This is a genomic window from Candidatus Dactylopiibacterium carminicum (genome assembly GCF_014736495.1).
GTDB classification, from domain to species: Bacteria; Pseudomonadota; Gammaproteobacteria; order Burkholderiales; family Rhodocyclaceae; genus Uliginosibacterium; species Uliginosibacterium carminicum.
Genome location: NZ_MDUX01000054.1, coordinates 1 through 25,692, shown reverse-complemented (window position 1 = coordinate 25,692; position 25,692 = coordinate 1). Strand labels below are relative to the sequence as shown.

General features: G+C 61.8%; 28 protein-coding genes and 2 pseudogenes. 16 read left to right on the top strand and 14 right to left on the bottom strand.

From position 1 onward, the window contains the following. The 3 genes from BGI27_RS14150 to BGI27_RS14140 form a co-directional block, all read right to left on the bottom strand. Positions 1–107 (bottom strand): transposase (locus tag BGI27_RS14150; RefSeq protein ID WP_141239830.1); only part of this gene is annotated, 107 nt, incomplete at its 3' end. A 117-nt stretch (positions 108–224) separates the two neighbouring features. Further along, positions 225–815: an MORN repeat-containing protein gene (locus tag BGI27_RS14145; RefSeq protein ID WP_170943048.1), complete on the bottom strand. Its 591-nt coding sequence runs from the start codon at positions 813–815 to the stop codon at positions 225–227. 100 nt (positions 816–915) lie between these two features. Then, positions 916–1,107 (bottom strand): heavy-metal-associated domain-containing protein, encoded by a 192-nt coding sequence (locus tag BGI27_RS14140; protein WP_095525486.1) that lies wholly within the window; start codon positions 1,105–1,107, stop codon positions 916–918. A gap of 154 nt (positions 1,108–1,261) precedes the next feature. On the opposite strand from BGI27_RS14140, the gene BGI27_RS14135 reads away from it, so the two are divergent. The 3 genes from BGI27_RS14135 (at position 1,262) to BGI27_RS14125 (ending at position 4,786) form a co-directional block, all read left to right on the top strand. Continuing rightward, positions 1,262–3,619, top strand: coding sequence for a heavy metal translocating P-type ATPase (locus BGI27_RS14135; protein WP_095525485.1), 2,358 nt, complete (start codon positions 1,262–1,264; stop codon positions 3,617–3,619). Positions 3,620–3,716: 97 nt separating this feature from the next. After that, a complete protein-coding gene (gene cueR, locus BGI27_RS14130) occupies positions 3,717–4,172 on the top strand; it encodes a Cu(I)-responsive transcriptional regulator (protein WP_095525484.1) in 456 nt (151 codons plus the stop codon). 71 nt (positions 4,173–4,243) lie between these two features. Continuing rightward, the gene (locus BGI27_RS14125) at positions 4,244–4,786 is read left to right on the top strand and encodes a hypothetical protein (protein ID WP_095525483.1); all 543 of its coding nucleotides are present in this window, start codon (positions 4,244–4,246) and stop codon (positions 4,784–4,786) included. A 263-nt stretch (positions 4,787–5,049) separates the two neighbouring features. Here BGI27_RS14125 and BGI27_RS18560 read toward each other — a convergent pair whose 3' ends face one another. Beyond that, positions 5,050–5,172, bottom strand: coding sequence for a hypothetical protein (locus tag BGI27_RS18560; RefSeq protein ID WP_263406638.1), 123 nt, complete (start codon positions 5,170–5,172; stop codon positions 5,050–5,052). Between the two features lie 92 nt (positions 5,173–5,264). Here BGI27_RS18560 and BGI27_RS14120 point away from each other — a divergent pair, with 92 nt between their 5' ends. The 4 genes from BGI27_RS14120 (at position 5,265) to folE2 (ending at position 9,158) form a co-directional block, all read left to right on the top strand. Next, positions 5,265–5,504 (top strand): exodeoxyribonuclease VII small subunit, encoded by a 240-nt coding sequence (locus BGI27_RS14120; protein WP_095525482.1) that lies wholly within the window; start codon positions 5,265–5,267, stop codon positions 5,502–5,504. Further along, entirely contained in the window at positions 5,501–6,394 is an 894-nt protein-coding gene (locus BGI27_RS14115; RefSeq protein WP_095525481.1) for a polyprenyl synthetase family protein, read from the top strand. Before BGI27_RS14120 ends, BGI27_RS14115 begins: the two co-directional genes overlap by 4 nt. A 28-nt stretch (positions 6,395–6,422) precedes the next feature. Continuing rightward, a complete protein-coding gene (gene dxs, locus BGI27_RS14110; RefSeq protein WP_095525480.1) occupies positions 6,423–8,276 on the top strand; it encodes a 1-deoxy-D-xylulose-5-phosphate synthase in 1,854 nt (617 codons plus the stop codon). A 78-nt stretch (positions 8,277–8,354) separates the two neighbouring features. Next, positions 8,355–9,158: a GTP cyclohydrolase FolE2 gene (folE2, locus tag BGI27_RS14105; RefSeq protein WP_095525479.1), complete on the top strand. Its 804-nt coding sequence runs from the start codon at positions 8,355–8,357 to the stop codon at positions 9,156–9,158. A 56-nt stretch (positions 9,159–9,214) separates the two neighbouring features. Here folE2 and BGI27_RS14100 read toward each other — a convergent pair. The 3 genes and pseudogenes from BGI27_RS14100 to rplM all read right to left on the bottom strand — a co-directional run bounded on the left by BGI27_RS14100 (position 9,215) and on the right by rplM (position 10,843). Continuing rightward, positions 9,215–9,903: pseudogene (locus tag BGI27_RS14100) on the bottom strand (MarC family protein). Between the two features lie 100 nt (positions 9,904–10,003). Further along, positions 10,004–10,399, bottom strand: coding sequence for a 30S ribosomal protein S9 (gene rpsI / locus BGI27_RS14095; protein ID WP_095525478.1), 396 nt, complete (start codon positions 10,397–10,399; stop codon positions 10,004–10,006). A 15-nt stretch (positions 10,400–10,414) separates the two neighbouring features. Beyond that, positions 10,415–10,843 carry a 50S ribosomal protein L13 gene (gene rplM / locus BGI27_RS14090; RefSeq protein ID WP_095525477.1) on the bottom strand — a complete coding sequence of 143 codons (429 nt, stop codon included), beginning with the start codon at positions 10,841–10,843 and terminating at the stop codon, positions 10,415–10,417. Between the two features lie 536 nt (positions 10,844–11,379). On the opposite strand from rplM, the gene BGI27_RS14085 reads away from it, so the two are divergent. Further along, positions 11,380–11,802, top strand: a complete 423-nt coding sequence (locus tag BGI27_RS14085) for an OsmC family protein (protein ID WP_095525476.1) — start codon at positions 11,380–11,382, stop codon at positions 11,800–11,802. Positions 11,803–11,831: 29 nt separating this feature from the next. Here the strand turns inward: BGI27_RS14085 and coq7 are convergent, their stop codons facing one another. Further along, complete coding sequence (coq7, locus tag BGI27_RS14080) at positions 11,832–12,449, bottom strand: 2-polyprenyl-3-methyl-6-methoxy-1,4-benzoquinone monooxygenase (RefSeq protein WP_095525475.1); 618 nt, start codon at positions 12,447–12,449, stop codon at positions 11,832–11,834. An 11-nt stretch (positions 12,450–12,460) separates the two neighbouring features. Continuing rightward, a complete protein-coding gene (locus BGI27_RS14075) occupies positions 12,461–12,982 on the bottom strand; it encodes an RNA pyrophosphohydrolase (protein WP_095525474.1) in 522 nt (173 codons plus the stop codon). Positions 12,983–13,122: 140 nt separating this feature from the next. Here BGI27_RS14075 and BGI27_RS14070 point away from each other — a divergent pair, with 140 nt between their 5' ends. Continuing rightward, complete coding sequence (locus BGI27_RS14070) at positions 13,123–14,829, top strand: proline--tRNA ligase (RefSeq protein ID WP_095525473.1); 1,707 nt, start codon at positions 13,123–13,125, stop codon at positions 14,827–14,829. Then, positions 14,829–15,452: a lytic transglycosylase domain-containing protein gene (locus BGI27_RS14065; RefSeq protein WP_095525472.1), complete on the top strand. Its 624-nt coding sequence runs from the start codon at positions 14,829–14,831 to the stop codon at positions 15,450–15,452. Before BGI27_RS14070 ends, BGI27_RS14065 begins: the two co-directional genes overlap by 1 nt. Positions 15,453–15,638: 186 nt before the next feature. On the opposite strand, the pseudogene BGI27_RS14060 reads toward BGI27_RS14065, so the two are convergent. Further along, positions 15,639–16,798, bottom strand: a pseudogene (locus BGI27_RS14060) (oligogalacturonate lyase family protein). A 195-nt stretch (positions 16,799–16,993) separates the two neighbouring features. Between BGI27_RS14060 and ubiU the strand changes: the two are divergent. From ubiU to BGI27_RS14040, 4 genes are all read left to right on the top strand, one after another. Beyond that, positions 16,994–17,998: a ubiquinone anaerobic biosynthesis protein UbiU gene (gene ubiU / locus BGI27_RS14055; protein WP_095525471.1), complete on the top strand. Its 1,005-nt coding sequence runs from the start codon at positions 16,994–16,996 to the stop codon at positions 17,996–17,998. Between the two features lie 131 nt (positions 17,999–18,129). Continuing rightward, positions 18,130–19,017 carry a ubiquinone anaerobic biosynthesis protein UbiV gene (gene ubiV / locus BGI27_RS14050; protein ID WP_095525470.1) on the top strand — a complete coding sequence of 296 codons (888 nt, stop codon included), beginning with the start codon at positions 18,130–18,132 and terminating at the stop codon, positions 19,015–19,017. Continuing rightward, entirely contained in the window at positions 19,007–19,432 is a 426-nt protein-coding gene (gene ubiT, locus BGI27_RS14045; RefSeq protein WP_095525469.1) for a ubiquinone anaerobic biosynthesis accessory factor UbiT, read from the top strand. The genes ubiV and ubiT overlap by 11 nt, the downstream gene beginning before the upstream one ends. A 5-nt stretch (positions 19,433–19,437) precedes the next feature. Then, positions 19,438–20,160 (top strand): pseudouridine synthase, encoded by a 723-nt coding sequence (locus tag BGI27_RS14040; protein WP_223871817.1) that lies wholly within the window; start codon positions 19,438–19,440, stop codon positions 20,158–20,160. On the opposite strand, the gene BGI27_RS14035 is transcribed toward BGI27_RS14040, so the two are convergent. After that, positions 20,148–20,858: a YggS family pyridoxal phosphate-dependent enzyme gene (locus BGI27_RS14035; RefSeq protein WP_095525468.1), complete on the bottom strand. Its 711-nt coding sequence runs from the start codon at positions 20,856–20,858 to the stop codon at positions 20,148–20,150. The genes BGI27_RS14040 and BGI27_RS14035 overlap by 13 nt on opposite strands. Positions 20,859–21,014: 156 nt before the next feature. On the opposite strand from BGI27_RS14035, the gene BGI27_RS14030 reads away from it, so the two are divergent. Together BGI27_RS14030 and BGI27_RS14025 are read left to right on the top strand one after the other, a co-directional pair. After that, on the top strand, positions 21,015–22,067 hold the full coding sequence (locus BGI27_RS14030) for a type IV pilus twitching motility protein PilT (protein WP_095525467.1): 1,053 nt from the start codon (positions 21,015–21,017) through the stop codon (positions 22,065–22,067). A 51-nt stretch (positions 22,068–22,118) separates the two neighbouring features. Further along, the gene (locus tag BGI27_RS14025; RefSeq protein ID WP_095525466.1) at positions 22,119–23,252 is read left to right on the top strand and encodes a PilT/PilU family type 4a pilus ATPase; all 1,134 of its coding nucleotides are present in this window, start codon (positions 22,119–22,121) and stop codon (positions 23,250–23,252) included. Between the two features lie 181 nt (positions 23,253–23,433). On the opposite strand, the gene BGI27_RS14020 is transcribed toward BGI27_RS14025, so the two are convergent. From BGI27_RS14020 to BGI27_RS14010, 3 genes are read right to left on the bottom strand one after another with little or no spacing between them, the layout of a single operon-like run. After that, the gene (locus BGI27_RS14020; RefSeq protein WP_170943049.1) at positions 23,434–23,796 is read right to left on the bottom strand and encodes a Mor transcription activator family protein; all 363 of its coding nucleotides are present in this window, start codon (positions 23,794–23,796) and stop codon (positions 23,434–23,436) included. After that, complete coding sequence (locus tag BGI27_RS14015; RefSeq protein ID WP_095525464.1) at positions 23,789–24,445, bottom strand: regulatory protein GemA; 657 nt, start codon at positions 24,443–24,445, stop codon at positions 23,789–23,791. Before BGI27_RS14015 ends, BGI27_RS14020 begins: the two co-directional genes overlap by 8 nt. Next, positions 24,442–25,404, bottom strand: coding sequence for a DUF5131 family protein (locus tag BGI27_RS14010; protein ID WP_095525463.1), 963 nt, complete (start codon positions 25,402–25,404; stop codon positions 24,442–24,444). The genes BGI27_RS14015 and BGI27_RS14010 overlap by 4 nt, the downstream gene beginning before the upstream one ends. Positions 25,405–25,692: the final 288 nt, after the last annotated feature.

Below are 25,692 nucleotides of genomic sequence, written 5' to 3'. Positions count from 1 at the left end.
ATGCTCACATCCAGTCGCCCGGCAACGTCCGCAACGCTATGTCCGCGATCGGTCACTTGCTTGACCGCTTCAATCTTGAACTCTTCCGTGTATCGCTTGCTACTCATAGACACCTCCACTTGGTTGCCAGCTTAAGGCTTCGAAGTGTCTAGTGAACCGGGGGCGATTCACTCGCCGTTGGCCAGGATGCGTACGCCGCGCCCTTGAGGCGCACCTGCCGTCAGCTAACCTCGATAGCTGTCGCCATTGGGATAGTTCAGCAGCCCCTCGCCCTCGGGTTCATCGGCCTGCCACCGCCCGGTATAGGATTGCCCGCTGGCCCAGGTGAAACGCCCTTCTCCTTCACGCAGACCGGCGCGCCAGCTGCCTTCGTAACGCTCACCGCGCGGCGCATAGCGCTTTTCGCCCTCACCATCGGGCACGCCATCGCGCACCAGACCGGTGTAGCGGTCTCCGTTCGCATACTGGATCACGCCCTGCCCGGTCGCCTGGTTGTCGCGCCAGTCGCCGTCGTAATACTGGCCATCAGGCCAAGTGAAACGCCCCTGCCCCTGGCGCTTCCCATCCACCAGCCGGCCCTGGAAACGGCTGCCGTTGTCCCAGCGGATCTCGAGTTCGCCCGTCATCAGACCGGTTTCGTCATTGACCCTGAAATGGCCGGTATACAGCGCATCGCCCAGCCGCAGCTGGCTCTGCGGCCCCGGGTTGGACGCGACCGGGCGTTCGCTCAAGTCCACGGTGCTGACCGGTGCCGGCGTCAGCGACTGAGCCACGGCCAGGCCGCTCAAGGCCAGAGTCAGGGCAAGGATGGACAAGATTGATCTGCGCATACGAAGACACCGTTTCCAGAAGAAAAGCGCCGGTCATTGCCGGCGCGTCACGATAGGCTTCGCGTGCAAGCAGCGTCAAGCCGCTTCAGGCGGGCGCGAAACCCGCTTCGGTCAGGCGTGCAACCACTGCTTCGCGCGGTTGTGCGGTACGCACGCTGACGTGCTTCTTTTCGACGTCGATATCGACCACGGCTGCCGGGTCGAGTTCGCCCAGCACGCGAGTGACGGTCTTGGCGCAGCCGCCGCAATGAATGTCTGGCACGGTGAATTCGTACATGGTGTTCTCCTCTGACGATGAAGGTCGCGGACAAGCACGACCGGTAGCTGGATGATCATCCCTCCCACGCAGGAAGGGTCAAGACTGCACACATCGTTGACCTTGCTATGATGGCAAGGATTATCGTTTGACCAGCATCGACTGGAGTCCTGCCATGAGCACATCACAACACTATTCCCTGCCCATCGAGGGTATGACCTGCGCCGCCTGCTCGGCGCGCCTGGAACGCGTGCTGCGCGCCACCCCCGGTGTCGCGGAAGCCAGCGTGAATCTTGCCAGCGAACGCGCCAGCATCAGTGGCGCAGCAGCCCTGCCGGAGGTGCTGGCGGCCATTGGCCGCGCCGGTTTTTCGGTGCCGACCCGCAGCCTCGACCTGCAGGTTTCCGGCATGAGCTGCGCCTCCTGCGTCAGCCGGGCGGAAAAGGCACTGGCAAGCGTCGAAGGCGTCAGCGAAGTGACGGTGAATCTCGCGACCGAATCGGCGCGTGTGCAGACACGCCTGGACGCCGACCCCGAGCCACTGATCGCAGCCTTGCGCCGCGTCGGCCTGGATGGCGCGCCGCGTCAGGCCACATCGGCGCCACAGGCCTCCCCCGCCGCGCGCTGGCAAGGATTTGCGCTGCTCGCCAGCGTGGTACTCAGTCTGCCGCTGGTGCTGCCGATGCTAGCCCTGCCCTTCGGTGTGCACTGGATGCTGCCGGGCTGGGTGCAGCTGTTGCTCGCCACACCGGTGCAATTCGTCTTCGGCGCACGCTTCTATCGTTCGGGCTGGAAGGCGATACGCGCGGGCAGCGGCAACATGGATGTACTCGTGGCCCTGGGCACCAGCGCGGCCTGGGGGCTCAGCGTCCATCAACTGCTGGCGAGTGACGCCGGCCACCTCTATTTCGAGGCTTCTGCCGTGGTGATCACGCTGGTGCAGCTGGGCAAGTGGCTGGAGACGCGCGCGCGCCGTCAGACCGGAGCCGCCATCCGAGCACTGCAGGCACTGCGGCCGGAAGTCGCACGGGTCCGCACCCCGGAGGGTGAGCGTGAGCTACCTGCCGCTGCGCTGAAGGTGGGTGACATCGTGCTGGTCCGCCCTGGCGAGCGAATCGCGGCGGATGGGGTACTGATCGAAGGCGAAAGCGAAATCGACGAATCCCTGATCACCGGCGAGAGCCTGCCAGTCGCCAAACGCAACGGCGATGTGCTGATCGGCGGCAGTGTGAATGGCGCGGGTCATCTGGCGTTGCGTGTCAGCGCCGTTGGCGCCCAGACCGCGCTCGCACGCATCATCCAGCTCGTGGAGAACGCACAGGCCGCGAAGGCGCCGATCCAGCAACTGGTCGATCGTGTCGCCGCGGTGTTCGTCCCGGTGGTACTGGTGATCGCCCTGCTCACCCTGCTCGGCTGGGGCTGGCTGGGCGGTGACTGGTCACAGGCCGTGCTCAATGCCGTGGCCGTGCTGGTGATCGCCTGCCCTTGTGCACTGGGACTGGCCACCCCCACCGCGATCATGGCGGGCACGGGTGCGGCGGCACAGCGCGGCATCCTGATCCGCGATGCCTCGGCACTGGAACGGGCACGTCAGGTCCGTGTGGTGGCTTTCGACAAGACCGGCACGCTGACGCGTGGCAAGCCCGCGCTGATCGCGCTGGAAACAGCCCCCGGCCAGACTGCCGGTAACGATGGAGCATTACGAATTGCTGCCTCGTTGCAGGCCGGCAGCGAAAATCCGCTGGCGCGCGCCGTACTCAGCGCAAGCCCAGCGGCCCAGGCGGCCCAAGCGCTGCGCACGGAACCCGGGCGCGGTATCCGGGGAGAAATCGAGGGACAACCCCATGCTCTGGGCAGCCTGCGCTGGATGGAAGAGCTGGGCCTGGATTGCAGCGGACTTGCCGCCTGGGCCGCACCGCACCAGGCACGCGGTCACACCGTCTCCTGGCTGGCACAGCTCGGTGGCGAAGCACGCGTGCTCGCACTGCTGGCCTTCGGTGACGAAGCGCGGCCTGAAGCCGCCGCCGCAATCACCGCCTTGAAAGCCGCCGGTCTGCGCACCGTGATGCTCACCGGCGACCACGCGGCCAGTGCCCAGGCCATTGCCTCGCAAATGGGCGTGGACGAACTGCGGGCCGAAGTACTTCCGGCCGACAAGGCACGTATCGTCACGGAACTGCAGCAGGCACACGGCCCGGTCGCGATGGTGGGCGACGGCATCAACGACGCACCGGCGCTGGCGGCTGCCGACGTCGGCATCGCCATGGGCAGCGGCACCGATGTGGCCATGAATACCGCCGGCATCACGCTGATGCGCCCGGACCCGGGACTGGTGGCCGAGGCACTGGAACTCTCGCGCCGGACTACGCGCAAGATCCGGCAGAACCTGTTCTGGGCCTTCATCTACAATCTGGCGGGGCTGCCGCTGGCTGCCGCCGGCTTGCTCAATCCGGTGATCGCTGGCGCAGCGATGGCCGCCTCGAGTGTATGCGTGGTGAGCAATGCCCTGCTGTTGAGCCGCAGGCCCCACTGATCGGGTGGGCAGCTTGCCTGCCCGATGGTATGCGCAACACGCATTCAGTGCCTGGAAGGTCAAAGCTCCAGGCAGTCCTCCGCCGGAGCAAACGACCATGAACACTGCGCTCGAACACGCCGAAGCCCAGGCCGCCGGATTCCGCGACATCGGTGCGGCGGCCCGGGCCAGTGGCGTCTCGGTCAAGATGATCCGCCATTACGAAACCCTGGGGCTGCTAGGGGATATTCCGCGTACCTCAGCCAACTATCGCCTGTACGGCGCCCAGCAGGTGCATACCCTACGGTTCATCGCCCGCAGCCGAAAGCTGGGGTTCTCCATCGAGGAAATTCGTGGCCTGCTGGCGCTCTGGCAGGACAAGCAACGCAGCAGCGCGGCCGTGAAGCGCATTGCCGCAACCCATATCGCCGATCTGCAGACTCGCATCGCAGAACTGCAACAGATGGTCTCGACGCTCAGCGAGCTGACCGATTGCTGCGCTGGCGATTCCCGCCCGGACTGCCCCATCCTCGCAGATCTTGCCGGCACGCCTGGACCAAAGGCGGAAGCCTGATGACGCCCGCCAGCCGCCTGTGAATCCGGGGCCGGTAAAATCCGGCCGGAGATTCACGGAGGGGGTGGCAGATGATCGGATGGTTGCTGTTCGCGGGTCTGCTCGGCGGTGGCGGCTACTGGGCCTATCGTGCCTGGCGCAACTGGCAGGAGAATTACGGCCACCGCAACGATGATTACGATGCGGGCCAGCTTGCACTGCTGCTCCATGAAAAGGCAGGACCAGAGCGCCCCACGCCACCAGCCCCACCGCCACGGCCAATGCCTTCCGGGCCGCCAGCCCGCTTCCTGCCGCTCACCGATGCGGTGCAGACCCTGTACGTTCTGCTGCGGGCTGAATTCCCCCAGTTGCCGATGATGTGCTGTGTGGACATCGCAAGCCTGTTGCCCGATACACCCCGGCCGCCCCGGATACAGATCGATTTCGTCATCTGCCGCAAGGATTTCAGCCCGGCGGTAGCGATCATCATCGAACGTCCGAACGAAAAGGACATGCTCGATCAGGCGCAGGCCCTGCTGCGTGAACGGCGTCTGCGCGTGCTCCGCTGGAGCGCCGATGCACTCCCCGGCCAGGAAGAGATACGCCAGCAGATCGTGCGGCCGAAATTGGGCTGAAGGCTGAAGGCGCGACATTGTGGACCCGCTTTTCTTACCACCAAACCACAAGGCTTCTGCCGTAGGGTGCGCCTGCGCATCATCGGTGCAGTAGCGGGGGAGCCGGCTTCCACCTGATCCACGCCCCTCCGTCGCGCTGCAGCGAGGTTGCAAGCCGCGGCTCGCAAAAGCCTTCCACTCAGTCCTCGTTACTCAGCACCAAGGAAACTGCCCTACCGCCCATCACCCGCCGGTAGAACGCGTGAGAATGGCGCATGCCGTCTTCAATCGGCGTCTGGTAGGGCCCCTACCTCGTTGTGATCGGCCTCGAACAGGGTAGCGTCGGAATACGCAGCCACGGGCAATTGCGGGTTTTCGGTGGCAGCGGTGACGCTTCGCTCGGCCATGGGCAACGACATCCTTTTGAGCCGGAAAGACAGAACATTAAATTATACTTGCGGGTTTCTGCCGGCCCCTCCTTACGCACGCCGAGTTCCGCATGGTCAAAAGCAAGCCCCACACCACCCCCGAGAATTTCGAGCAGGCGATCCGCGAGCTGGAAGGCATCGTGGCAGCCATGGAACGGGATGACCTGCCACTGGAGCAAGCGCTGGCCAGCTACGAGCGCGGCATCTCGCTGTTGCGTCACTGCCAGTCCACGCTGACGGCTGCCGAGCAGAAGATCCGCCAACTCGAAGACGGGCAGCTCGTCGAACGCCCCGGGGAAGATCAAGCATGAGCGACATTTCCTTCAGTGACTGGATGCGGCAGCAGCAACAGCGTGCCGAATCTGCACTCGAACGCAGCCTGCCCGCAGCCGGTCTGCAGCCCGGGCGCCTGCACGAAGCCATGCGCTACACCACTCTGGGCGGCGGCAAGCGCGTACGCCCGCTACTGGCCTATGCCGCCGGCGCGCTGACCGGTGCGCCTTCCGAACGCCTGGATGCGGCGGCCTGCGCGCTCGAATGCATCCACGTCTATTCGCTGGTGCATGACGACATGCCCTGCATGGACGACGATGCCCTGCGCCGCGGCAAACCGACCGTACACGTGCAATACGACGAAGCCACGGCCCTGCTGGTGGGCGACGCGCTGCAGACCCTCGCCTTCGACCTGCTTTCGGCGCCCGGTCTGTTCGCCGATCCGGCCCGCCAGTTGCGTGCCGTCCATACGCTGGCGCGTGCCTCGGGCTCGCGGGGCATGGCCGGGGGACAAGCCATCGATCTGGCCTCCGTGGGTCTTGCGCTGACGCGCGAGGAACTGGAAGTCATGCACCTGCACAAAACCGGCGCCCTGATTCGCGCCGCCGTGCTGTTGGGCGCACTGGCCGGGGAAATCGACGAGCCTTCGTTGCAGGCCCTCGACCACTATGCCCGCGCCATCGGCCTGCTGTTCCAGGTCGTCGACGACATCCTGGACACCACGGCAGACACCGCCACGCTGGGCAAGACTGCCGGCAAGGATGCAGCCCATGACAAGCCGACCTACGTCAGCATCCTCGGACTGAGCGAATCCCGCCTGCTGGCATCCGAACTGGCGGCCCAGGCCGAAGCTTCGCTGCAGGAGCTCGGCGAACGCGCACAGCGCCTGCGCGAGCTCGCCCACTACATCGTCAGCCGCCAGTTCTGAGCGCCTCTCTCCATAAGGCCAACCGCCCATGAGCACATATCCGCTGCTGGAAACGATCGACGCGCCCGCGCAACTGCGCGAGCTCGATCGCCGGCAACTGCCGCAGCTGGCCGAAGAGCTGCGCGCCTTTCTCGTCGAATCCGTTTCGCGCACCGGAGGGCACCTGTCCTCCAACCTCGGCACCGTCGAGCTGACCATCGCGCTGCACTACGTGTTCAACACACCTGACGACCGCATCGTGTGGGACGTTGGCCACCAGACCTATTCACACAAGATTCTTACCGGGCGGCGCAACCGTATGACCACGCTGCGCCAGTACGACGGCATTTCCGGCTTTCCTCGGCGCTGCGAGAGCGAATACGACACCTTCGGCACGGCGCATTCCTCGACCTCCATCTCCGCCGCGCTGGGCATGGCCGTCGCCGCGCGCCAGCGCGGACTGGATCGCCATGCCGTCGCAGTCATCGGCGATGGCGCGATGTCGGCCGGCATGGCGTTCGAAGCACTGAACAACGCCGGCGTCACCGACGCGCCGCTGTTGGTGGTGCTCAACGACAACGAGATGTCGATCTCGCCACCTGTGGGCGCTCTCACCAAGATCCTCGCACGCATGCTCTCCGGTCGCACTTATGCTGCGGCACGCCGCGCCAGCGCCAAGGTACTCGGCTCGTCGATCACGCGCAGGGTGGAAGAACACGTCAAGGGGCTCGTCACGCCCGGCACGCTGTTCGAGGAATTCGGCTTCAACTACATCGGCCCTATTGACGGGCATGATCTGGATGCATTGATCCCGACACTGCAGAACATCCGCAACCTTCAGGGCCCGCAGTTCCTGCACGTGATCACACGCAAGGGGCAGGGCTACAAGCTTGCGGAAGCCAATCCCACCCTGTACCACGGCGTCGGCAAGTTCGATCAGGCCGCAGGCATCCAGACAGGCAAAGGCAGCGGCAAACTCACTTTCACACAGGTTTTCTCCGACTGGATCTGTGATGCCGCCGTGCGCGATCCGCGCCTGGTAGCGATCACACCTGCCATGCGCGAAGGTTCCGGATTAGTACGTTTCGAGCAGGAGCATCCTGATCGTTATTTCGATGTGGGCATCGCCGAGCAGCACGCCCTGACCTTTGCCGCCGGACTCGCCTGCGAAGGCCAGAAACCGGTCGTAGCGATCTATTCCACTTTCCTGCAGCGCGCCTACGATCAACTGATCCATGACATCGCCTTGCAGAACCTGCCGGTCATGCTGGCAGTCGACCGCGGCGGGCTGGTCGGTGCCGACGGTGCGACACACCACGGCGTATTCGATCTTTCCTATCTGCTGTGCATCCCTAACATGGTAGTGATGACGCCCAGCGACGAACGTGAATGCCAGTTGATGCTGAACACCGCTTTCAGCCTGGATTGCCCCACGGCAGTCCGCTACCCCCGCGGTGGTGGCGCCGGCAACCTGCCTGAAGCTGGCAGCCAGGAAGTGCTGCCCGTTGGCAAGGGACGGGTAATCCGGGAGGGCAAGGGCCCCGCCATTCTTGCCTTTGGCAGCTTGCTGCACGAAGCACTGCAGGCGGCTGACACGCTGGATGCTGCCGTGGTGGACATGCGGTTTGCCAAGCCATTGGACGTTGAGCTCATTGAAATCCTGGCAGATCGCCACCAGCTTCTCGTCACGCTGGAAGAAAACGCGACAATCAGTGGAGCCGGCAGTGAAGTAGCTCGTCTGCTGGAGTCTCGTGCTCGACCGCCAGCCTTGCTGCGCCTGGGTTTGCCGGACCATTTCATCGATCACGGCGATCAGGCCCAGCTTTTGCGTGATGTGAAACTCGACGCCCAGGGCATCCAGCGACGCATTCAGGCGCACCCAGCCTATATCGTCAATAGTTGAGCTTTTTTTTCGGGTTTCCTAGACTGACTTCCCCCAACAAAATGTCACCTTCAAAGGTGCACAACCCGCAGGCCCCGCATGAACTCCTCCGTTTCGATTCCTGACGTACAGGGCTTTGAAGACCGCCGCCACCTGGCCATCAACAAGGTCGGCATCAAATCCATCCGCCACCCGGTCAAGGTTCTGGACCGTGGAGAAGGCGGCGTACAGCACACCGTGGCCACTTTCGACATGTATGTCGGCCTGCCCCATCACTTCAAGGGCACGCACATGTCACGCTTCGTCCAGATCCTGAATACCCAGGAACGCGAGATATCGGTGGAATCCTTCGAGCCGATGCTGCGTGAGATGGTCAAGCGCCTGGAAGCCGAGACTGGCTACCTGGAGATGCGGTTTCCTTACTTCATCAAGAAGAAGGCCCCTGTTTCGGGCGTGGAAAGCCTGATGGACTACGACGTAACCTTCATCGGCGAGATCAGTGCTGGTGGCGAGTACAAGCTGCGTACGCGGGTAGTGGTACCTGTCACCAGCCTGTGCCCCTGCTCGAAGAAGATCTCGGAGTACGGAGCACATAACCAGCGCTCGCACATCACCATTACCGCTGAAACGAATGCATCGACGTGGATCGAGGAGATCGTGGAGATTGCCGAATCCCAGGCATCCTGCGAGCTGTGGGGGCTGCTCAAGCGCCCGGACGAAAAATACGTGACCGAGCGCGCCTACGACAATCCCAAGTTTGTCGAGGATCTGGTGCGTGATGTGGCCGGACGGCTCAACGAGGAGGCGCGCATCGTTGCCTACGTGGTCGAATCCGAGAATTTCGAATCCATCCACAATCACTCGGCTTATGCGCTGATCGAACGCGACAAACGCCTAGGCTGAGTCCTCGTTACCTCACAGAAGATGGAAAGACGCCCTCGCAAGAGGGCGTCTTGATTTCAGGGGTGCAGCACGGACAGCAGCAAAACACTGACCCCATCCCAGACGATCTGAACCCCCAGGCACAACAGGATGAAGGCAGACAAGCGCAGGAAGACGATGGCTCCCGTCTCCCCCAGCGGCTTGAGCAACTGCTGTGCATACCGAAAGGCCAGGGACAGCACCACGGCAATCACCGCCAGGGCCAGCAGGGCTCCCCCCATGTTGGCCAGCGACAGGGTCAAGCGTGCGTCATGCAGGGTAACCCCGACCGTAATCGCAGCCGCAATCGAGCCGGGGCCGCAGCTGATGGGAAAGGTCAGCGGATAGAAGGCCTGGCGCCGAGCATGCTCGGGGGTGAAGGCTTCCGCCAGTTCGCTGCGGCTATCCATGTTGGCAGGCGTGGCCGTCAGCATGCGCCAGGCGGTAGCCGCCACGATCATGCCCCCCCGACACGCACGATCGGCAACGAGATACCAAAGAAATCAAGCACATAGGAACCCACCAGCATCGAGCCCGCCATCAAGCCGAGCATGTTGCGCGCGATCCGGCGTGCCAGCTGCGCACGCGTGCTTTCCGCAGCGCCTTCAGTCAGTCCCAGAAAAATGGGGGCTGTCGCTGCCGGGTTCAGGATGGGCAGCAAGGTCGCGAGCACGAACAGAAAGCTCTTGCCTGCCGCCAACAGGAACACAGGGAGTTCACTCAGCATGACCAGAAGATCCTCGTATCCAACTCAATGCATCTCGATCGGATTCCTGCAAAACAAAAAGCCCGCGACCAGCGCGGGCTTTTGATTGAAGCGGAGGTGATCAACGCTTCGAGAACTGCTTGGCGCGACGGGCCTTGCGCAGACCGACCTTCTTGCGCTCGACTTCACGGGCATCGCGGGTAACGAAACCAGCCTTCTTCAGCGCGGGCTTCAGTTCCGGGCTGAAATCGATCAGCGCACGAGTGATACCGTGGCGGACAGCACCGGCTTGGCCGGATTCACCACCACCAACCACATTCACCAGGATGTCGAAACGATCACTGGTTTCAGTCAGTTGCAGCGGCTGACGCACGATCATGCGGCCGGTTTCACGCGAGAAGAACTCGTCGACCGGCTTGCCATTCACCACGATCTTGCCGGAACCGGCCTTGATGAACACGCGAGCCACCGCAGTCTTGCGACGACCCGTACCATAGTTGTACTGACCAACGGGCATTTGCTCGCTCCTCGATTAGATATCCAGCACCTTGGGCTGCTGGGCAGCGTGCGGATGCGCACCGCCAGCGTAGCACTTGAGCTTCTTGAGCATCGCGTAGCCGAGCGGGCCCTTGGGCAGCATGCCCTTCACGGCCTTCTCCAGCACGCGAGCGGGGAAGCGCTGCTGCAGCTTGGTGAAATTGGTTTCGTAGATACCGCCCGGATAACCGGAGTGGCGGTAGTACTTCTTGTCCAGTGCCTTGTCGCCAGTCACACGCAGCTTCTCGACATTGGTCACGATGATGAAATCACCGGTATCCACGTGAGGCGTATAGATGGCCTTGTGCTTGCCACGCAGACGGCGGGCAATCTCGCTGGCCAGACGACCAAGCACCTTGTCGGTCGCATCGACGACGAACCAGTCGTGCGTCACTTCATGCGGCTTGGCGGAAAAGGTCTTCATCAGAGTTTCCTTTAGTTCTCTTGTTTTGTCGTTCGCACACAGAGAATGCCTGTACGCAGAAAGTCGGCAAGTATAGGCGCGACATCAAACCAATGTCAAACACCTTGTACACTCTATATCAACGTGCCGCATGTTACGCGGCGCCCGCTCCGTTTCAGGAACGAAAAAAACGCAGCTCCTTGTGGGAGCTGCGCCAAGTCCACACCAAAGGAGGAGGGTGGAGGAGACAAGCTTTGGATCAATTGATTTTAACCAGAAACAAGTCAGGAGCAACGATCAACACGACTTCATTATGACCAAGGAGGCAGGTCGGCGCAAGAATTCGAAGAGAAGAATGTTTCTATTCGCATATAAGCCAGACTAATTGCTTAAACACATGATTCCAATGTAGTTATTCGTCAGCCTCTCCCGCAGGAATCTGGCTTTCCTACTACATATGTCTGACAAATCTTCTTCAGGCGCAGCACCCTCGCAGTAGAGCCCCTTTGGCGAGGTGACAAGCTACACTTGCCGACCCTGTGACCAAGGAGCAAGACATGGAGTGCACCATCAGTTGGCAAGGCGATGCGCGTTTCGAGGCGCGCACCGGCAGCGGCCACGACATACACATGGAAGGCGCCGCCGATCTGGGCGGACAGAACCAGGCTCCGCGTCCGATGGAGCTGATCCTCGCGGGCGCAGGAGGATGCACCGCCTACGATGTGGTGTTGATCCTCAAGCGGGGACGCCATGCGATTGTCGGCTGCTCCGTCAAACTGAATGCGGAACGCGCCGAATCGGATCCGAAGGTATTCACCCGCATCCATTATCACTACACCGTCAGCGGTGCGAACCTGAAACCGGAGATCGTGGAGCGCGCAATCAAGCTGTCGGCCGACAAGTACTGCTCGGCCTCCATCATGCTGGGCAAGACGGCCGAGATCACGCACGACTTCGAGATCGTGGAAACCGTAGCCTGAAGGTTTTTCAGTCGCGAAAGGCGGGCTGATCAGATGCGGTAGGCAAGCGTGGTCATCACCTTCGCAGCCGCCCGCATCACCAACTGCACTGGCTGCGGCAGGGACTCGCCGCCCATGGCACGCGCCATCTCGGCATGCTCGTGTTCGTCATCACGCATCTGTTCGATGATCGCGCGGCTACGTCCGTCGGATTCTGGCGCTTGAGCCAGATGATCATTCAGATGCGCTTCGACCTGACGCTCGGTTTCGGCCACGAACCCGAGGCTCCAGCGATCTCCTGCAATTCCGGCCAGCACACCGATGCTCAACGCACCGCCATACCACAATGGATTGAGCAGGCTGGTACGCCCGCCCAGCTCCCGGATGCGCTGCTGCGTCCAGGCCAGATGCTCGACTTCCTCATGCGCGGCGTGATCCAGTGCCTCGCGCGCATGATCATCGCGCGCAGTCATCGCCTGGCCCTGATATAGCGCCTGAGCACAGACTTCGCCGACGTGATTGACCCGCATCAGGCCTGCCATGTGGGCACGCTCGGCATCACTCAGCGAGGCTTCCGGCAACTCGGCGCCCGGCGTTGGCTGCACGCTTTGCGGCGTAGCCGCAAGCGTGCGCAGGATACGGTCGAAGTGAAGGATGAAACGATCCATGGCGCCCCCTGTCAGCGAACGACTTCGCCTCGATACGCTGGAGGACGGCGATCCCCTGCCCCCTCGAACAGGCTGCCCGACAACTCATTCAGGGCCGCCTTATATACGCCGCGCTTGAACTCGATCACGGAATCGAGCGGCACCCAGAAATCGGTCCAGCGCCAAGCATCGAATTCCGGATGCCCGCTGGCACGTAAACTGATGTCGCTGTCGCGCCCGACCAGCCGCAACAGGAACCAGATCTGCTTCTGGCCCCGATATGTGCTGCGCCATTCGCGCTTGATCCAGTTTTTGGGCACGTCGTAGCGCAACCAGTCACGGGTCCGGGCGAGCACATGCACATGCTTGGGACGCAAGCCGACTTCCTCGTAGAGCTCGCGGTGCATCGCCTGCTCGGGGCTTTCCCCTTGCTTGATGCCACCTTGCGGAAACTGCCAGGAATGTTCGCGGATGCGCTTGCCCCAGAAGACCTCGTTGTGCGGGTTGGCGATGACGATGCCGACATTGGGGCGATAGCCGTCCCGATCGAGCATGGAATCACCTGCAAATTGAACGTTTGCGCCGATTCTTCCACAGTTCCCCGCCCAAGGAAACCTCTGGCCGGCACGGCTGCTCCTGCCCGCTGGTGCTCAGTTACAATTCTGGGTTTCATCGATCCGGGTCTCGTTCTGCCATGCGCGCCAGTCAGTTCTACCTTTCTACCCTCAAGGAAGCCCCCACCGATGCAGAAATCGTCAGTCACAAGCTGATGATGCGCGCCGGCATGATCAAGAAGCTTTCCGCCGGCATCTACAACTACATGCCGATGGGGCTGCGCGTGATCCGCAAGATCGAGGCCATCGTCCGCGAGGAGATGAACCGCGCCGGCGCCGTGGAGCTTTCCATGCCTATCGTGCAACCAGCCGAGCTCTGGCAAGAGACTGGCCGCTTCGACAAGATGGGCGATGAATTGCTGCGTTTCAAGGATCGCCATGAGCGCGATTTCGTGGTTCAGCCGACCTCCGAGGAAGTCATTACCGACATCGTGCGCCAGGATGTCCGCAGCTATCGCCAGCTGCCGCGCAACCTCTACCAGATCCAGACCAAGTTCCGTGATGAACGCCGCCCTCGCTTCGGCATCATGCGCGGCCGCGAATTCACGATGAAGGATGCCTACTCCTTCCATGTGAGCTTCGAGGATCTGCAGCGCGAATATCGCAATATGTATGACACCTATTCGCGCATCTTCACCCGCCTTGGCCTGCAGTTTCGGGCCGTGGCAGCCGATACCGGTGCCATCGGTGGCATTGGTTCGCACGAATTCCACGTGATCGCAGAAACCGGGGAGGACGCCATCGCCTACAGCCCGGATTCCAACTTCGCCGCCAACGTCGAGCTGGCCGAAGCCGTCGCGCCCGCATCGCCCCGCCCCGCCCCGTCTGCCGAGCTCACCAAGGTCCACACGCCCGGCGCCAAGACCATCGAGCAGCTCGCGACCTTCCTGAAGATCGACGCACGTCTGACGGTGAAGTCGGTCATCGTCGAAGGTGAAGATGGCAAGCCCGTGCTGCTGCTGTTGCGCGGCGACCACGAACTCAACGAGATCAAGGCTGCCAAACTGCCCGGCGTGTTCTCGCCGCTGCGTTTTGCCACGCCAGCTTCGATCCGCGAGGCCTTCGGCGCCGATCCGGGCTCCATCGGCCCGATCGGCTTCAAGGGCCAGATCTACATGGATCGCACGGTCGCCAGCATGGCGGACTTCGTGATCGGCGCCAACGAAAACGACCAGCATTACACTGGTGCGAATCTCGGCCGCGATTTCCCGGAGCCCGAAGCTGCAGATATACGCAATGCCGTGGCTGGCGACGCTTCGCCTGACGGCAAAGGCGTTCTGGCCATCTGCCGTGGTATCGAAGTCGGCCATATCTTCCAGCTACGCAAGCGCTACTCTGAAGCCATGGGCTGCAAGTTCATCGGAGAGGACGGCAAGGAGCAAGTCATGGAGATGGGCTGCTACGGCATCGGTGTGACGCGCATCATGGGTGCCGCCATCGAGCAGAACTTCGATGAGCGCGGCATCATCTGGCCGGACGCCATCGCCCCCTTCCGCATGGTGATCTGCCCGATGGGTTGGAGCCGTTCGGAAGCCGTACGTGATACGGCCACCGCACTCTATGAATCGCTGAAGAGTGCGGGTATCGACGTGATCCTGGACGATCGCGACGAGCGCCCTGGCGTGATGTTTGCCGACTGGGAGCTGATCGGTGTGCCTCACCGTGTGGTGATCGGTGACCGCGGCCTGAAGGAAGGGCAGATCGAGTACCAGGGCCGCCGTCAGTCCGAAGCCACACGTCTGCCTGCCGAAGGCGCTGCCGAAGCGCTGCTGGCACTGCTGAAGTGATGCAAGGAAGAGGTCTTCCGCTCCTGCTGTCCGCCTTGCTGGTCATCGCGCCCAGCTTGGTGCTGGCGGGCGCGCAGCGAGAAGAAGACCTCTCCGCCAGCGTCCAGGCGGCACTCCACGCTGCCGTCGCGGATATGGCCGCGCCCGAACCCCTGTTCCAGTCGCCTGACGAACGCCAACGCTGGCTCGGCCTGATGTCCGAACGCCTCGCAAAACGCATCCCCAATCAGCGCGAACGTGAGGATCTGCTGCTCACCGTGTATTACGAAGCACAGCGTGCCGGGCTGGATCCGCAACTCGTACTGGGCCTGATCCAGATTGAAAGCGGCTTCCGCAAATACGCCATTTCAGGAGCCGGTGCACGCGGCCTGATGCAGGTGATGCCGTTCTGGACAAAGGCCATCGGCACGCCCGATCACAACCTTTTCCACCTGCGCACCAACCTGCGCTATGGCTGCACCATCCTGCGTCACTATCTGGATATCGAGAAGGGCAACCTTTTCCGGGCACTCGGTCGCTACAACGGCAGTCTGGGTCAGGCGGCCTATCCAAACGCAGTACATGCGGCTTGGCAAAAGCAATGGAGCTACACCCCCGGCGCACTGGCACAGGCAGGGCGTTGATCCGTCGGGATCCTAGGCCGTCTCCGCACCAGTATTCATCCCCCGGATTCCGCTGCGCCGCATCTGGGCACAACTGGCGCCCGCCCATGCTTCGATGCCTCAACACGAACGGGGTCGTAACGGTGGGCGCGCCTGGGCAGAAATGAAAACGGGCCCGCGGGCCCGTTTCCTTCATGCAGAGAATGCTTACTTCGGCAGATCGGCCAGATACAACGCAGGCTCACCTTCGAAGTCCGAGGTGAACAGCACGCGTTTGTCATCCGGCGTGAAGGACGGATGCAGGTGGGTCACCTGACGGTCTTCCTTGTACACCTTCCACGAGGAGCTGTGCTTGGCGATCTTCTTCGTGGAGTTGTCCTTCAAGTCGAAGAGGTACAGGAAGGGATCGTTCTCGTGCGTATGCGCAGCGGTGTTGGAAACATCCGGCGGCGTGTCGCAGCCATCGCCCACCAGCAGCGAACCATCGTAGTTCGAGTACAGGTGCGAGCAGGCCGGCATGGTCAGCAATGCATCGTTCTTCAGCGTGACCGGATCGGCCGAGCAGATCCAGCGTTCGACGCTACCTTCCTTGTACGACACGTAGATCATCTTCGAACCATCGGGGGTGAAGAATTCGTGCGTGCAGGACTCGCCCTGCTCGTGCTCCTTGACCTTGCGCACATTCGTGCCGTCTTCATTGACGAACCACATGCGGGCGTCGACCAGATCGTGCGGACCTTCATGGCAGAAAGCCACGGTGTGGTCGTCGAACGGACGATACAGCGGGTGCCCCATCCACTTGGCCTGTTCGTAGATCACGCTGGCCGTGCCGGATTCGATATCGATGCGCACCAGGCGGCAACGCGGATGTGGTACTGCTCGGCGAATTCTTCCCAAGTCTTGAGCGGCAGCAGATCTCCCTCCACCACTTCGATGCCGACCAGCTTGGTACAGGCAGAGTTGGCCACCCAGGTGCCATAGCCCTTGTAGCCCTGCGGCACGGTGTAGAGCACCTGTTCTTCCAGCGAATCCAGTGCCACACGACGCAGCTCGCGGCCGCCCTTCACGTAGTAGAGGTACTTGTCGTCCGGCGACAGGAAGTTGCCGAAGGTGTTGTCGACCTTGCCCTTGCCATCAGTAAGCTGACGCGCTTGCTGGGTCTTCAGGTCCAGCAGGTAGGCGTTCCAGCTGCCGCCATCGAAGAGGCCACCGAACAACAGCTTGCTGCCATCGTTGGTGAAGCACTTCTGGTAGAAGTAATTACGGTGACAAGTCACGTCAACCGGGGTCAGGCGCGTCACGCGCGCACCGGTATCGGAATCGGTGAAGTCTTCGAATTTCAGCTGGATGATGTCGCCCTTGGCCATGAGAGGTCCCCTGCTATAAGCCACCTAAAAAACCTGAAGCGCACGATGCGCTCCCGAAAGAAGCAAGGATTCTACGGCATTTGCAGCGGCATTCTTCAAACCCTTGTCACGTGAAAACCGGCTTGATTCAGGGCAAGGCGCCTTGCCGCTGCGCTGCTAGACTGGCGAGCCGATTTTCGTCCTGGCTCCATTTCCATGCGCAAACCCGAGCTGGTCTGCCCCGCTGGCAGCCTTCCCGCCCTGAAAGCAGCAGTCGATCATGGCGCCGACACGGTTTACATGGGCCTCAAGGATGCCACCAACGCCCGCAACTTCGCTGGTCTGAATTTCGACCAGAATGCCGCCCGCGAAGGCATCCGCTATGCACACAGCCGTGGCCGCCAGGTACTCATGGCGATCAACACCTATGCACAGGCCGGTGAGGAGGCCCGCTGGCGACAGGCTGTGGATTTCGCTGCGGATCTCGGTGTGGATGCCGTGATCCTGGCGGACCCTGGCCTGCTCGACTATGCCGCCCGCACACACCCACAGCTTCGCCGACACCTCTCTGTGCAAGGCTCGGCGACAAGCTACGAGGCGCTGAACTTCGCCCGCGATGCCTTTGGCATCAGCCGCGCCGTACTGCCTCGCGTACTGACGCTCCCTCAGGTGGAGCATGTGATCGCCCACACCGACATCGAAATCGAAGTCTTCGGTTTCGGCAGCCTGTGCGTGATGGTGGAAGGGCGTTGCCTGCTCTCCAGCTATGCCACGGGCGAATCGCCCAACACGGCAGGTGTATGCTCGCCGGCCAAGGCGGTCCGCTGGGTAGAAACCCCGCGCGGCACCCAGGCACGTCTGTCCGGCATCCTCATCGATGAATACGGCAATGACGAGTCGGCCGGTTACCCCACCTTGTGTAAAGGCCGCTTTGCGGTTGGCGGAGAAACCTATTACGCCCTGGAGGAGCCGACCAGCCTCAACGTGATCAGCGCCTTGCCCGAACTGTTGCGCATCGGCGTGGCCGCCATCAAGGTGGAAGGCCGCCAGCGCAGCCCGGCCTATGTCGCGGAAGTCACGCGCACGCTGCGTGCTGCCATCGACGCAGCCTGTACCGACCCGCAACGCTTCAGCCCCCGTCCGGCCTGGGATGCCGCGCTGGGCAAGGTTTCCGAAGGCCAGCACGTGACACTCGGGGCGTATCTGCGCCCCTGGAAGTAAAAATGGGCGATTGCGCTACTGCGCGGGCCTTGTGCCGCGTTAGCTCGCTCGCCGTGCAATAGCACTGTCTGCGCTCGCCGCCTTGCCTCAGGCCCGCTCGCTACGCGCCTTCACCCATTTTGGGAAAACCAATGAAACTGACTCTAGGTCCTCTACTCTACTTCTGGCCCCGTGACCAGGTTCTCGCCTTCTATCGCGAAGCGGCGGACTGGGCGGTCGACACCATCCATCTCGGTGAAGTCGTCTGTAGCCGCCGCCAGCAGGTCCGCCTGGATGACTGGCTTGGGCTGGCGCGCGAACTGGCACAGGCGGGCAAGGAAGTCGTGCTCTCCTGTCAGGCATTGCTCGAATCCGAAAGCGAACTCAAGACTCTGCGCCGGCTGTGTGGCAATGGCGAATTCCTCGTCGAAGCCAACGATCTCGGAGCGGCCGGCCTGCTGCGTGGCAGCCGCTGGGTCGCAGGTCCGCACCTGAACATCTACAACGCCGTCACACTGAAACTGTTCGCCGGCATGGGTGCCGTGCGCTGGGTGCCGCCGGTAGAGATGGATCGTCAGCGCCTGGGACGACTGCTGCAGGAGGCGCCGGAAAGCATGGAGACCGAACTATTCGCCTGGGGGCGCCTGCCGCTGGCATTCTCTGCCCGCTGTTTCACGGCCCGCCACTTCAACCTGAAGAAGGACGACTGCCAGTTCCGTTGCCTTGAATTCCCGGACGGCCTGCCGCTGGATACTCGTGAAGGTCAGCACTTTCTCGCCATCAATGGCATCCAGACGCAATCCGGCGCAGTGCAGGCCCTGCTGCCCTATCTGCCGGACATCCGGGCCTGTGGCGTCACCGGTCTGCGCATCAGCCCGCAATCGCGCGATACTGCGCGCTTGATCGCCCTGCACCGCGCAGCCCTGGATGGTCAGACGGTTACCAGCGACGCGTTGGCCCCCCTTGGCGGCGAGCTTTGCGATGGCTACTGGTTCGGCCACGAAGGTATCAAGTTCGGAGAACTGACCCATGCTGACTGAATTGAAACCCCCGAAACTCCTCGCCACGCTGGGCCCGCGCCTGCCGCAACGCCCGTGGAGCGATGCACTCTGTGCCGCGCTCACGCTGGCCCGTGCCACGGGACAGCTAGATGCGGACTTCAGCTTTCTCGAAGGGCGCAGCCTGCGCATCCTGGTGGAAGATCTCGGCGCACGTGCCACCTTGCGTTATGTCGACGGCCGCTTCCGGCCGGGCGACAGCGATGCGCCCGCCGATGTCAGCTTTCGCGCCAGTACAGCGGACTACCTGAAGCTGCTGCGCCGTATCGAAGATCCGGACACACTCTTCTTCCAGCGCAAGCTGCGCATCGAAGGCGATACGGAGCTCGGCCTGCATCTGAAGAACCTGCTCGACAGCGTCGAGCCGCCGGCCTGGCTGCAACGCCTGCTGGCCTGAACGCTTTGCATCTGCCCATCCTGTACCGAGACGATCATCTCGTCGCAGTACACAAGCCCTCCGGTCTGCTGGTCCATCGCAGTGAGCTGGATCGCCACGAGACGCTGTTTGCCGTGCAACTGCTGCGTCAGCAGATCGGGCAATGGGTATGGCCGGTGCATCGGCTGGATCGTGGCACCTCGGGGGTGCTGCTGTTCGCGCTGGACCGCGAAACGCTCGCACTGGCAGGCCAGGCCTTTGAAACCCGCGAGGTACTGAAGGAATATCTGGCAGTCGTTCGCGGATGGCCCGAGGACTCCGGCAGCATCGACCACCCGTTGAAACCGGACAATGACCCTCGCCTGCCGCAGCGTGGTGAGCCGTATGCCCAAGCCGCCCTGACCCGCTACGAAACCCTGGCCCGCATGGAGCTACCTCTGGCGGCGGATGATCGTTATCCGACAAGCCGCTACGCACTGGTACGCCTGCACCCCGAAACAGGGCGACGTCACCAGCTGCGCCGCCACCTCAAGCATATTTCCCACCCGATCATCGGCGACGCCACACATGGCAAGGGCGCGCACAATCGCCTGATTGCCACGCATTTCGGTTGCCACCGGATGCTGCTGGCCTGCACGCGCCTTGAGTTGCAGCATCCGCGTACCGGTGAGCAATTGCTGCTACAAGCCGCCCCCGACGGGGACTTCGAACGGCTGCTGGCTCGCCTGGGTTGGTCTTACAGGCTCTGATCCACCTTGCGTGGCCGCGCTCCGAAGATCGCCGTCCCCACACGGACGATCGTAGCCCCTTCGGCGACGGCCAGCGACATGTCGCCAGACATGCCCATGGAAAGCGTATCCAGCGGCGCATGCGGCAGCAGTCTGCGCAAATCCGCCAGCAGCGCCCCCAGCAGACGGAAACGGCCACGCAGCAGTATTTCATCCTCCGTGGGCTCGGGAATGCACATCAGGCCGCGTAACGAGAGATTAGGCAAGGCTGCCACGGCCAATGCCAGTGGTGGCAATTCGTCCGGCGTCACGCCACTCTTGCTTTCTTCTCCGCTGACATTCACCTGCAGGCAGACATTCAGCGGCGGCAATGCCGGATCGCGCTGCTCGGCCAGGCGCTCGGCGATCTTCAGCCGGTCAATGGCGTGCACCCAGGCAAAAGCCGAAGCAATGCTGCGAGTCTTGTTGCTCTGGATCGGGCCGATGAAATGCCAGTTGATCGGCAGATCCGCCAACGCAGCAATCTTCTCCAGTCCCTCCTGCACGTAGTTCTCACCGAACTCACGCTGACCAAAGGCAAAGGCTTCGCGCACGGCTTCGGGGAGGCATTTCTTGGAGACCGCCAGAAGGCTCACCGAGCCTGGGTGGCGGCTGGCTTTCCGCTCGGCGGCATCGATGCTGGCACGAACAGCCAGGAGGTTTTCGGCAATGCCGGGCATATAATCGACTATCCTTTTTCAGGCCATCCGGGAATCTTCGCCACGCTTGCCACAGGCGGCTTCAGCCGTCATTGACGGCATGATCGGCAGCAGATTCCGGGCGCGAAAAGTATAGCAGTCAGCCCCACCCACCTTCTGCCCCAGGAAGCGTCAAGCATGGAAATCACCGAACTGCTCGCCTTCTCCGTCAAGAACAAGGCTTCCGACCTGCACCTCTCCGCAGGTCTGCCACCGATGATCCGCGTCAATGGCGACGTACGCCGCATCAACCTGCCGCCACTGGAGCACAAGGATGTTCATGCCATGGTGTATGACATCATGAATGACTCGCAGCGCAAGCAGTACAAGGAATTCCTGGAGTGTGACTTCTCGTTTTCGGTGCCGAACATGGCACGTTTCCGCGTCAACGCCTTCATGCAGGATCGTGGCGCCGGCGCGGTGTTCCGGACCATTCCTTCCAAGGTGCTATCGCTGGAGGATCTGAACGCCCCCAAGGTGTTCAAGGAGATCTCCAACCAGCCACGCGGCATCGTGCTGGTCACCGGCCCGACAGGTTCGGGCAAGTCGACAACGCTGGCAGCGATGGTCGACTACATCAACGAAGAACGCCATGAACACATCCTCACCATCGAGGATCCGATCGAGTTCGTGCACGTGAGCAAACGCTGCCTGATCAACCAGCGTGAAGTACACCGCGACACCCACTCCTTCTCCAATGCCTTGCGCTCTGCGCTGCGGGAAGACCCGGATGTGGTGCTGGTGGGTGAGCTGCGTGACCTGGAAACCATCCGCCTGGCGATGACTGCCGCCGAAACGGGCCACCTCGTATTCGGCACGCTGCACACCTCTTCGGCCGCGAAGACCGTCGACCGTGTGGTTGACGTGTTTCCTGCCGAAGAAAAGGAAATGATCCGCGCCATGCTCTCGGAATCGCTGCGTGCGGTGATCTCGCAGACCCTGCTGAAAACCAAGGATGGCCAGGGTCGTGTGGCGGCCCACGAAATCATGATCGGCACACCAGCCATCCGCAACCTGATCCGCGAGAACAAGGTCGCGCAGATGTATTCCTCGATCCAGACCGGGCAGCAATACAGCATGCAGACACTGGATCAAAACCTGCAAGAACTGGTTCGGCGCAACATCGTCTCGGCCGCCGAGGCCCGTGCCCGCGCCTCGAACAAGGATCTATTCCCGGGCGGCAGCGCCTGACCCCGAGCAAATCATGCATGCGGCTACGCTAGCGGCCGGTGTGGAGACATCATGGAACGCGACCAGGCACTGAAATTCATGCAGGATCTGCTGAAGCTGATGGTGAGCAAGAAAGGCTCCGACCTTTTCATCACCTCCGGCTTCCCGCCTGCCATCAAGATCGACGGCAAGATCGTGCCGCAATCGAATCAGGTACTCACGCCACAGCACACGCAGGAAATCGCCCGAGCGGTGATGAACGACAAGCAGGCGGCGGAATTCGAAGCGACCAAGGAGTGCAACTTCGCCATCTCGCCCTCGGGCATAGGCCGCTTCCGCATGAACGCCTTCGTGCAGCAAGGGCGCATCGGCCTGGTGGCCCGGACCATCGCGGCCAAGATCCCGACCATGGACGAACTGGGCCTGCCATCCATCCTGCGTGACGTGGCGATGTCCAAGCGCGGACTGGTGATCTTCGTGGGGGGGACGGGCACCGGCAAGACGACTTCGCTGGCGGCAATGGTCGATTACCGCAACGAACATTCCTACGGCCACATCATCACGATGGAGGATCCCATCGAATTCGTGCACACCCACAAGAACTGCGTGATCACGCAGCGCGAGGTGGGTATCGACACCGATTCCTGGGCGGCCGGCCTCAAGAACACCTTGCGTCAGGCGCCGGACGTGATCCTGATGGGCGAAATCCGTGACCGCGAAACCATGGACTACGGCATCGCCTTCGCCGAAACAGGCCACCTCTGTCTGGCCACGCTGCACGCCAACAGCGCCAACCAGGCGTTGGACCGCATCATCAACTTTTTCCCGGAAGAGCGGCGCACCCAGCTGCTCATGGATCTCTCGCTGAACCTGCGCGGCATGGTTTCGCAGCGCCTGCTGCCACGCAAAGGCAGCAAGGGCCGCGTACCGGCCATCGAGGTGATGCTCAATTCGCCCCTGATCTCGGACCTGATCTTCAAGGGGGAAGTCGCCGAAATCAAGGAAGTGATGAAACGCTCACGCGAAATCGGCATGCAGACCTTCGATCAGGCGTTGTTCGATCTCTACGAGGCCGAACTGATCACCTTCGAGGATGCGTTGCGCAATGCCGACTCGGTGAACGACCTGCGCCTGCAGATCAAGCTCAACAGTCGCCACGGCGACCGGGATCTGCTGGCCAACGTACAAAACCTCGACATCCTCTGAACACGCGCCGGCGGCGCCCCAGAAAAAAGCCCGGCTACCTGAGAGGAGAAGGGATAAACCCGGGGAAAGTGCTGGGATAAATCCGGGATGAGGCGAGACGAAACAGGAAATAACGGGACCGGACTTTAAAGAACGTTTCGCAGAGCAAAACAACGGGGCCGCCAGTTCGGCCCCTTTTTTGTCAGTCGAGGCCGGGGAGCTTTGCCTGCCGACTTGCGCGTTCGGCCCTCATACGTTCGGTGACGATCTGTCGGATGCGCTCGGGCGTCAGTTTGTATTCCCTTTCGAGCTGCTCTCCGTTGCGACCGTTGAACTTCTCGTAGATCTCCTGTGCGCGCACATCGGCTTCGTAATAGGCGCCCTTGCCGATATAGACCGGGCCGCCACCGATTTCAGTGCGGACTGATTCAGCTGCACCGAGGGCGGCTACTGCTGCCTCCTGATGGGGCAGGATTTTATGCTCAACCAAGTAGCGATGCACAGCGATTGCGACCAGTTGCAGCGACGGTGGATAACGCTCAGGGAATGTGAGTTGATCAGGCATGGCGGGCATCCTTCTGCAATTCGCTATGCAACTGAGCCCAGCAGGACAGCAGGTTGTCGTAGGTGTAGGGCTCGTATGCCTTCGGCCCCATCTTTGAGCGAATGAATGCGTCCAGCGCACTGGGTGTATAGGCCTGGCGCTTGCCTTGAGCAGCGAGCTGCTTCCACTGCTCGGCCATCTTGTTTGGGAGAACACGGACGGCCCATTTCTTCAATGACTCGATGACGACTTCGCATTTTGCTGCTGACAGCCACTGAATGGCTGAGACCTTCCCTACCCGCTGCACATACTTCAGTAACGCCAGCTCGCTGGAATTCTTGACCTCGCCGATGACATGGAGCTGCAGCCAGATTGCGCGGATCTTGCGCCCCTCTTCCGAGTCGTCGAGCTTGCGTGTTGTTTTCGGCGTCGTTGCCTTGAACCCGAGTCGCTCCAGCTCGCGGATCACCGCATCGATCTCGCCCTCAACGCAGAGTGTGAGTGTGCGATTGCCGGTGATGCGCTCAAGCAGGTCGCGGTATGAGTCATCCGCCATCTGCAGCTGCTTGAGGGCGATCTTCACCTTCCCAATTTTGGCGCGGATGATGTCGTGGCGTATGTCGCGCGCCTGAGCTTGGCGTGCAGTGAATCTTGTGCGGGCGACCATCATTTACCTCCCGGATACGCATTGTGCTCAGCCCCATCAAGCAGCCGGTTGGTTGCCTTCCTGCCCACCCACAGCATCCCCTCTGCGCCACAGGGACGTGACTGAGATGGGCCGTGATACAGCGTTCCGTCGGTATTCAGAATGCAGGACTTCACATAAACAGGGATCATTTGCGGATGTACATTTGCCGCTTCCCATGCCCCCCACTGCTTGAACAGAAACGGCACGCCGACCACCTCGCACTGATCGCGAAGGCTGCGCCCCCAGGCAGGATGCATCGGGCGCGCGTTTGGGCCGGACTCGCCTCCGACGATCACCCAATCAATACATTCGAGCATGTTTGTTCCATCAGCCGGGTTCGATGGGTTTGCAAACATTCCCTCGAAGCTAATAGGCCCCAGCATCGGTTCCACGCTCAGAAATCGGACGGCAGCTGAGATCTTCAGCAGCAACGGAATACGTTCATCTGCTGCCGCCTGATCTTCCACGCTGATGCCGATCCAGACATTCGGCAGCGGCCACGCATCAGCCTTGCCGACGAAATCCGCGCGCTCGGCGTCTCGCTGATAGACCATGCACGAGTTCCACTCACGAATCTTGCTGAACCATTGCACTGCGCGCTCCGGTCGCTTCGTGAGTATTTGAAACGTGTGTTGGCGAGCCTCGCGCATCACCCTGAACACGTCTGCAATGAAGCTATCCGGCACATCGTGATGAAACAGGTCCGACATTGAATTGACGAACACGCGGCGCGGGCGCCTCCAGCGCAGTGGCTGTTTAATGCGCTCCGGGTGGCACCGCACGGTGGTAAATGCGCGCCCGGAATAGGCTGGCACCAGCTTCTGCATGCGCGGCCACTCGCGCTCGGCATAGCAGTGCTTGCAGCCGGGTGAAACCTTCGTGCATCCCGTGACGGGATTCCACGTTGCGTCCGTCCATTCGATCTTTGATCTATCTGCCATCACGCGACCCTTTCTTCCAGCAGATCGGCGTGAACCTCCTGCAGCTTGTCGGCAGCCTCCCGCTCGACAGTTCATGCCAGCCCTTTTCAGGCTTCCAGTACAGCAGGACGCCCTGGAGAGAGTCCGCTGTAACGATACGCAGCCGAGCATTGATCACGCTGGCAAGCGAGGCCGCGTGAGACATGATCTCCGCTGAGCGCGTTTCGTCAGCAGTGTTGACGCCGACCGAAAACTGAATCGCCCCCGGTTCACTAGACACTTCGAAGCCTTAAGCTGGCAACCAAGTGG

Coding starts and splice junctions, on each gene's coding strand:
- BGI27_RS14120 (WP_095525482.1), top strand. CDS start 5,265: ATGGTCAAAAGCAAGCCCCACACCACCCCCGAGAATTTCGAGCAGGCG.
- BGI27_RS14020 (WP_170943049.1), bottom strand. CDS start 23,796: ATGCCTGATCAACTCACATTCCCTGAGCGTTATCCACCGTCGCTGCAA.
- BGI27_RS14015 (WP_095525464.1), bottom strand. CDS start 24,445: ATGATGGTCGCCCGCACAAGATTCACTGCACGCCAAGCTCAGGCGCGC.
- BGI27_RS14035 (WP_095525468.1), bottom strand. CDS start 20,858: ATGCCCGGCATTGCCGAAAACCTCCTGGCTGTTCGTGCCAGCATCGAT.
- coq7 (WP_095525475.1), bottom strand. CDS start 12,449: ATGGATCGTTTCATCCTTCACTTCGACCGTATCCTGCGCACGCTTGCG.
- BGI27_RS14075 (WP_095525474.1), bottom strand. CDS start 12,982: ATGCTCGATCGGGACGGCTATCGCCCCAATGTCGGCATCGTCATCGCC.
- cueR (WP_095525484.1), top strand. CDS start 3,717: ATGAACACTGCGCTCGAACACGCCGAAGCCCAGGCCGCCGGATTCCGC.
- ubiV (WP_095525470.1), top strand. CDS start 18,130: ATGAAACTGACTCTAGGTCCTCTACTCTACTTCTGGCCCCGTGACCAG.
- rplM (WP_095525477.1), bottom strand. CDS start 10,843: ATGAAGACCTTTTCCGCCAAGCCGCATGAAGTGACGCACGACTGGTTC.
- BGI27_RS14140 (WP_095525486.1), bottom strand. CDS start 1,107: ATGTACGAATTCACCGTGCCAGACATTCATTGCGGCGGCTGCGCCAAG.
- folE2 (WP_095525479.1), top strand. CDS start 8,355: ATGAACTCCTCCGTTTCGATTCCTGACGTACAGGGCTTTGAAGACCGC.
- BGI27_RS14065 (WP_095525472.1), top strand. CDS start 14,829: ATGCAAGGAAGAGGTCTTCCGCTCCTGCTGTCCGCCTTGCTGGTCATC.
- BGI27_RS14030 (WP_095525467.1), top strand. CDS start 21,015: ATGGAAATCACCGAACTGCTCGCCTTCTCCGTCAAGAACAAGGCTTCC.
- BGI27_RS14135 (WP_095525485.1), top strand. CDS start 1,262: ATGAGCACATCACAACACTATTCCCTGCCCATCGAGGGTATGACCTGC.
- rpsI (WP_095525478.1), bottom strand. CDS start 10,399: ATGCCCGTTGGTCAGTACAACTATGGTACGGGTCGTCGCAAGACTGCG.
- BGI27_RS14025 (WP_095525466.1), top strand. CDS start 22,119: ATGGAACGCGACCAGGCACTGAAATTCATGCAGGATCTGCTGAAGCTG.
- dxs (WP_095525480.1), top strand. CDS start 6,423: ATGAGCACATATCCGCTGCTGGAAACGATCGACGCGCCCGCGCAACTG.
- BGI27_RS14115 (WP_095525481.1), top strand. CDS start 5,501: ATGAGCGACATTTCCTTCAGTGACTGGATGCGGCAGCAGCAACAGCGT.
- BGI27_RS14010 (WP_095525463.1), bottom strand. CDS start 25,404: ATGGCAGATAGATCAAAGATCGAATGGACGGACGCAACGTGGAATCCC.
- BGI27_RS14085 (WP_095525476.1), top strand. CDS start 11,380: ATGGAGTGCACCATCAGTTGGCAAGGCGATGCGCGTTTCGAGGCGCGC.
- BGI27_RS18560 (WP_263406638.1), bottom strand. CDS start 5,172: ATGGCCGAGCGAAGCGTCACCGCTGCCACCGAAAACCCGCAATTGCCC.
- ubiU (WP_095525471.1), top strand. CDS start 16,994: ATGCGCAAACCCGAGCTGGTCTGCCCCGCTGGCAGCCTTCCCGCCCTG.
- BGI27_RS14070 (WP_095525473.1), top strand. CDS start 13,123: ATGCGCGCCAGTCAGTTCTACCTTTCTACCCTCAAGGAAGCCCCCACC.
- ubiT (WP_095525469.1), top strand. CDS start 19,007: ATGCTGACTGAATTGAAACCCCCGAAACTCCTCGCCACGCTGGGCCCG.
- BGI27_RS14125 (WP_095525483.1), top strand. CDS start 4,244: ATGATCGGATGGTTGCTGTTCGCGGGTCTGCTCGGCGGTGGCGGCTAC.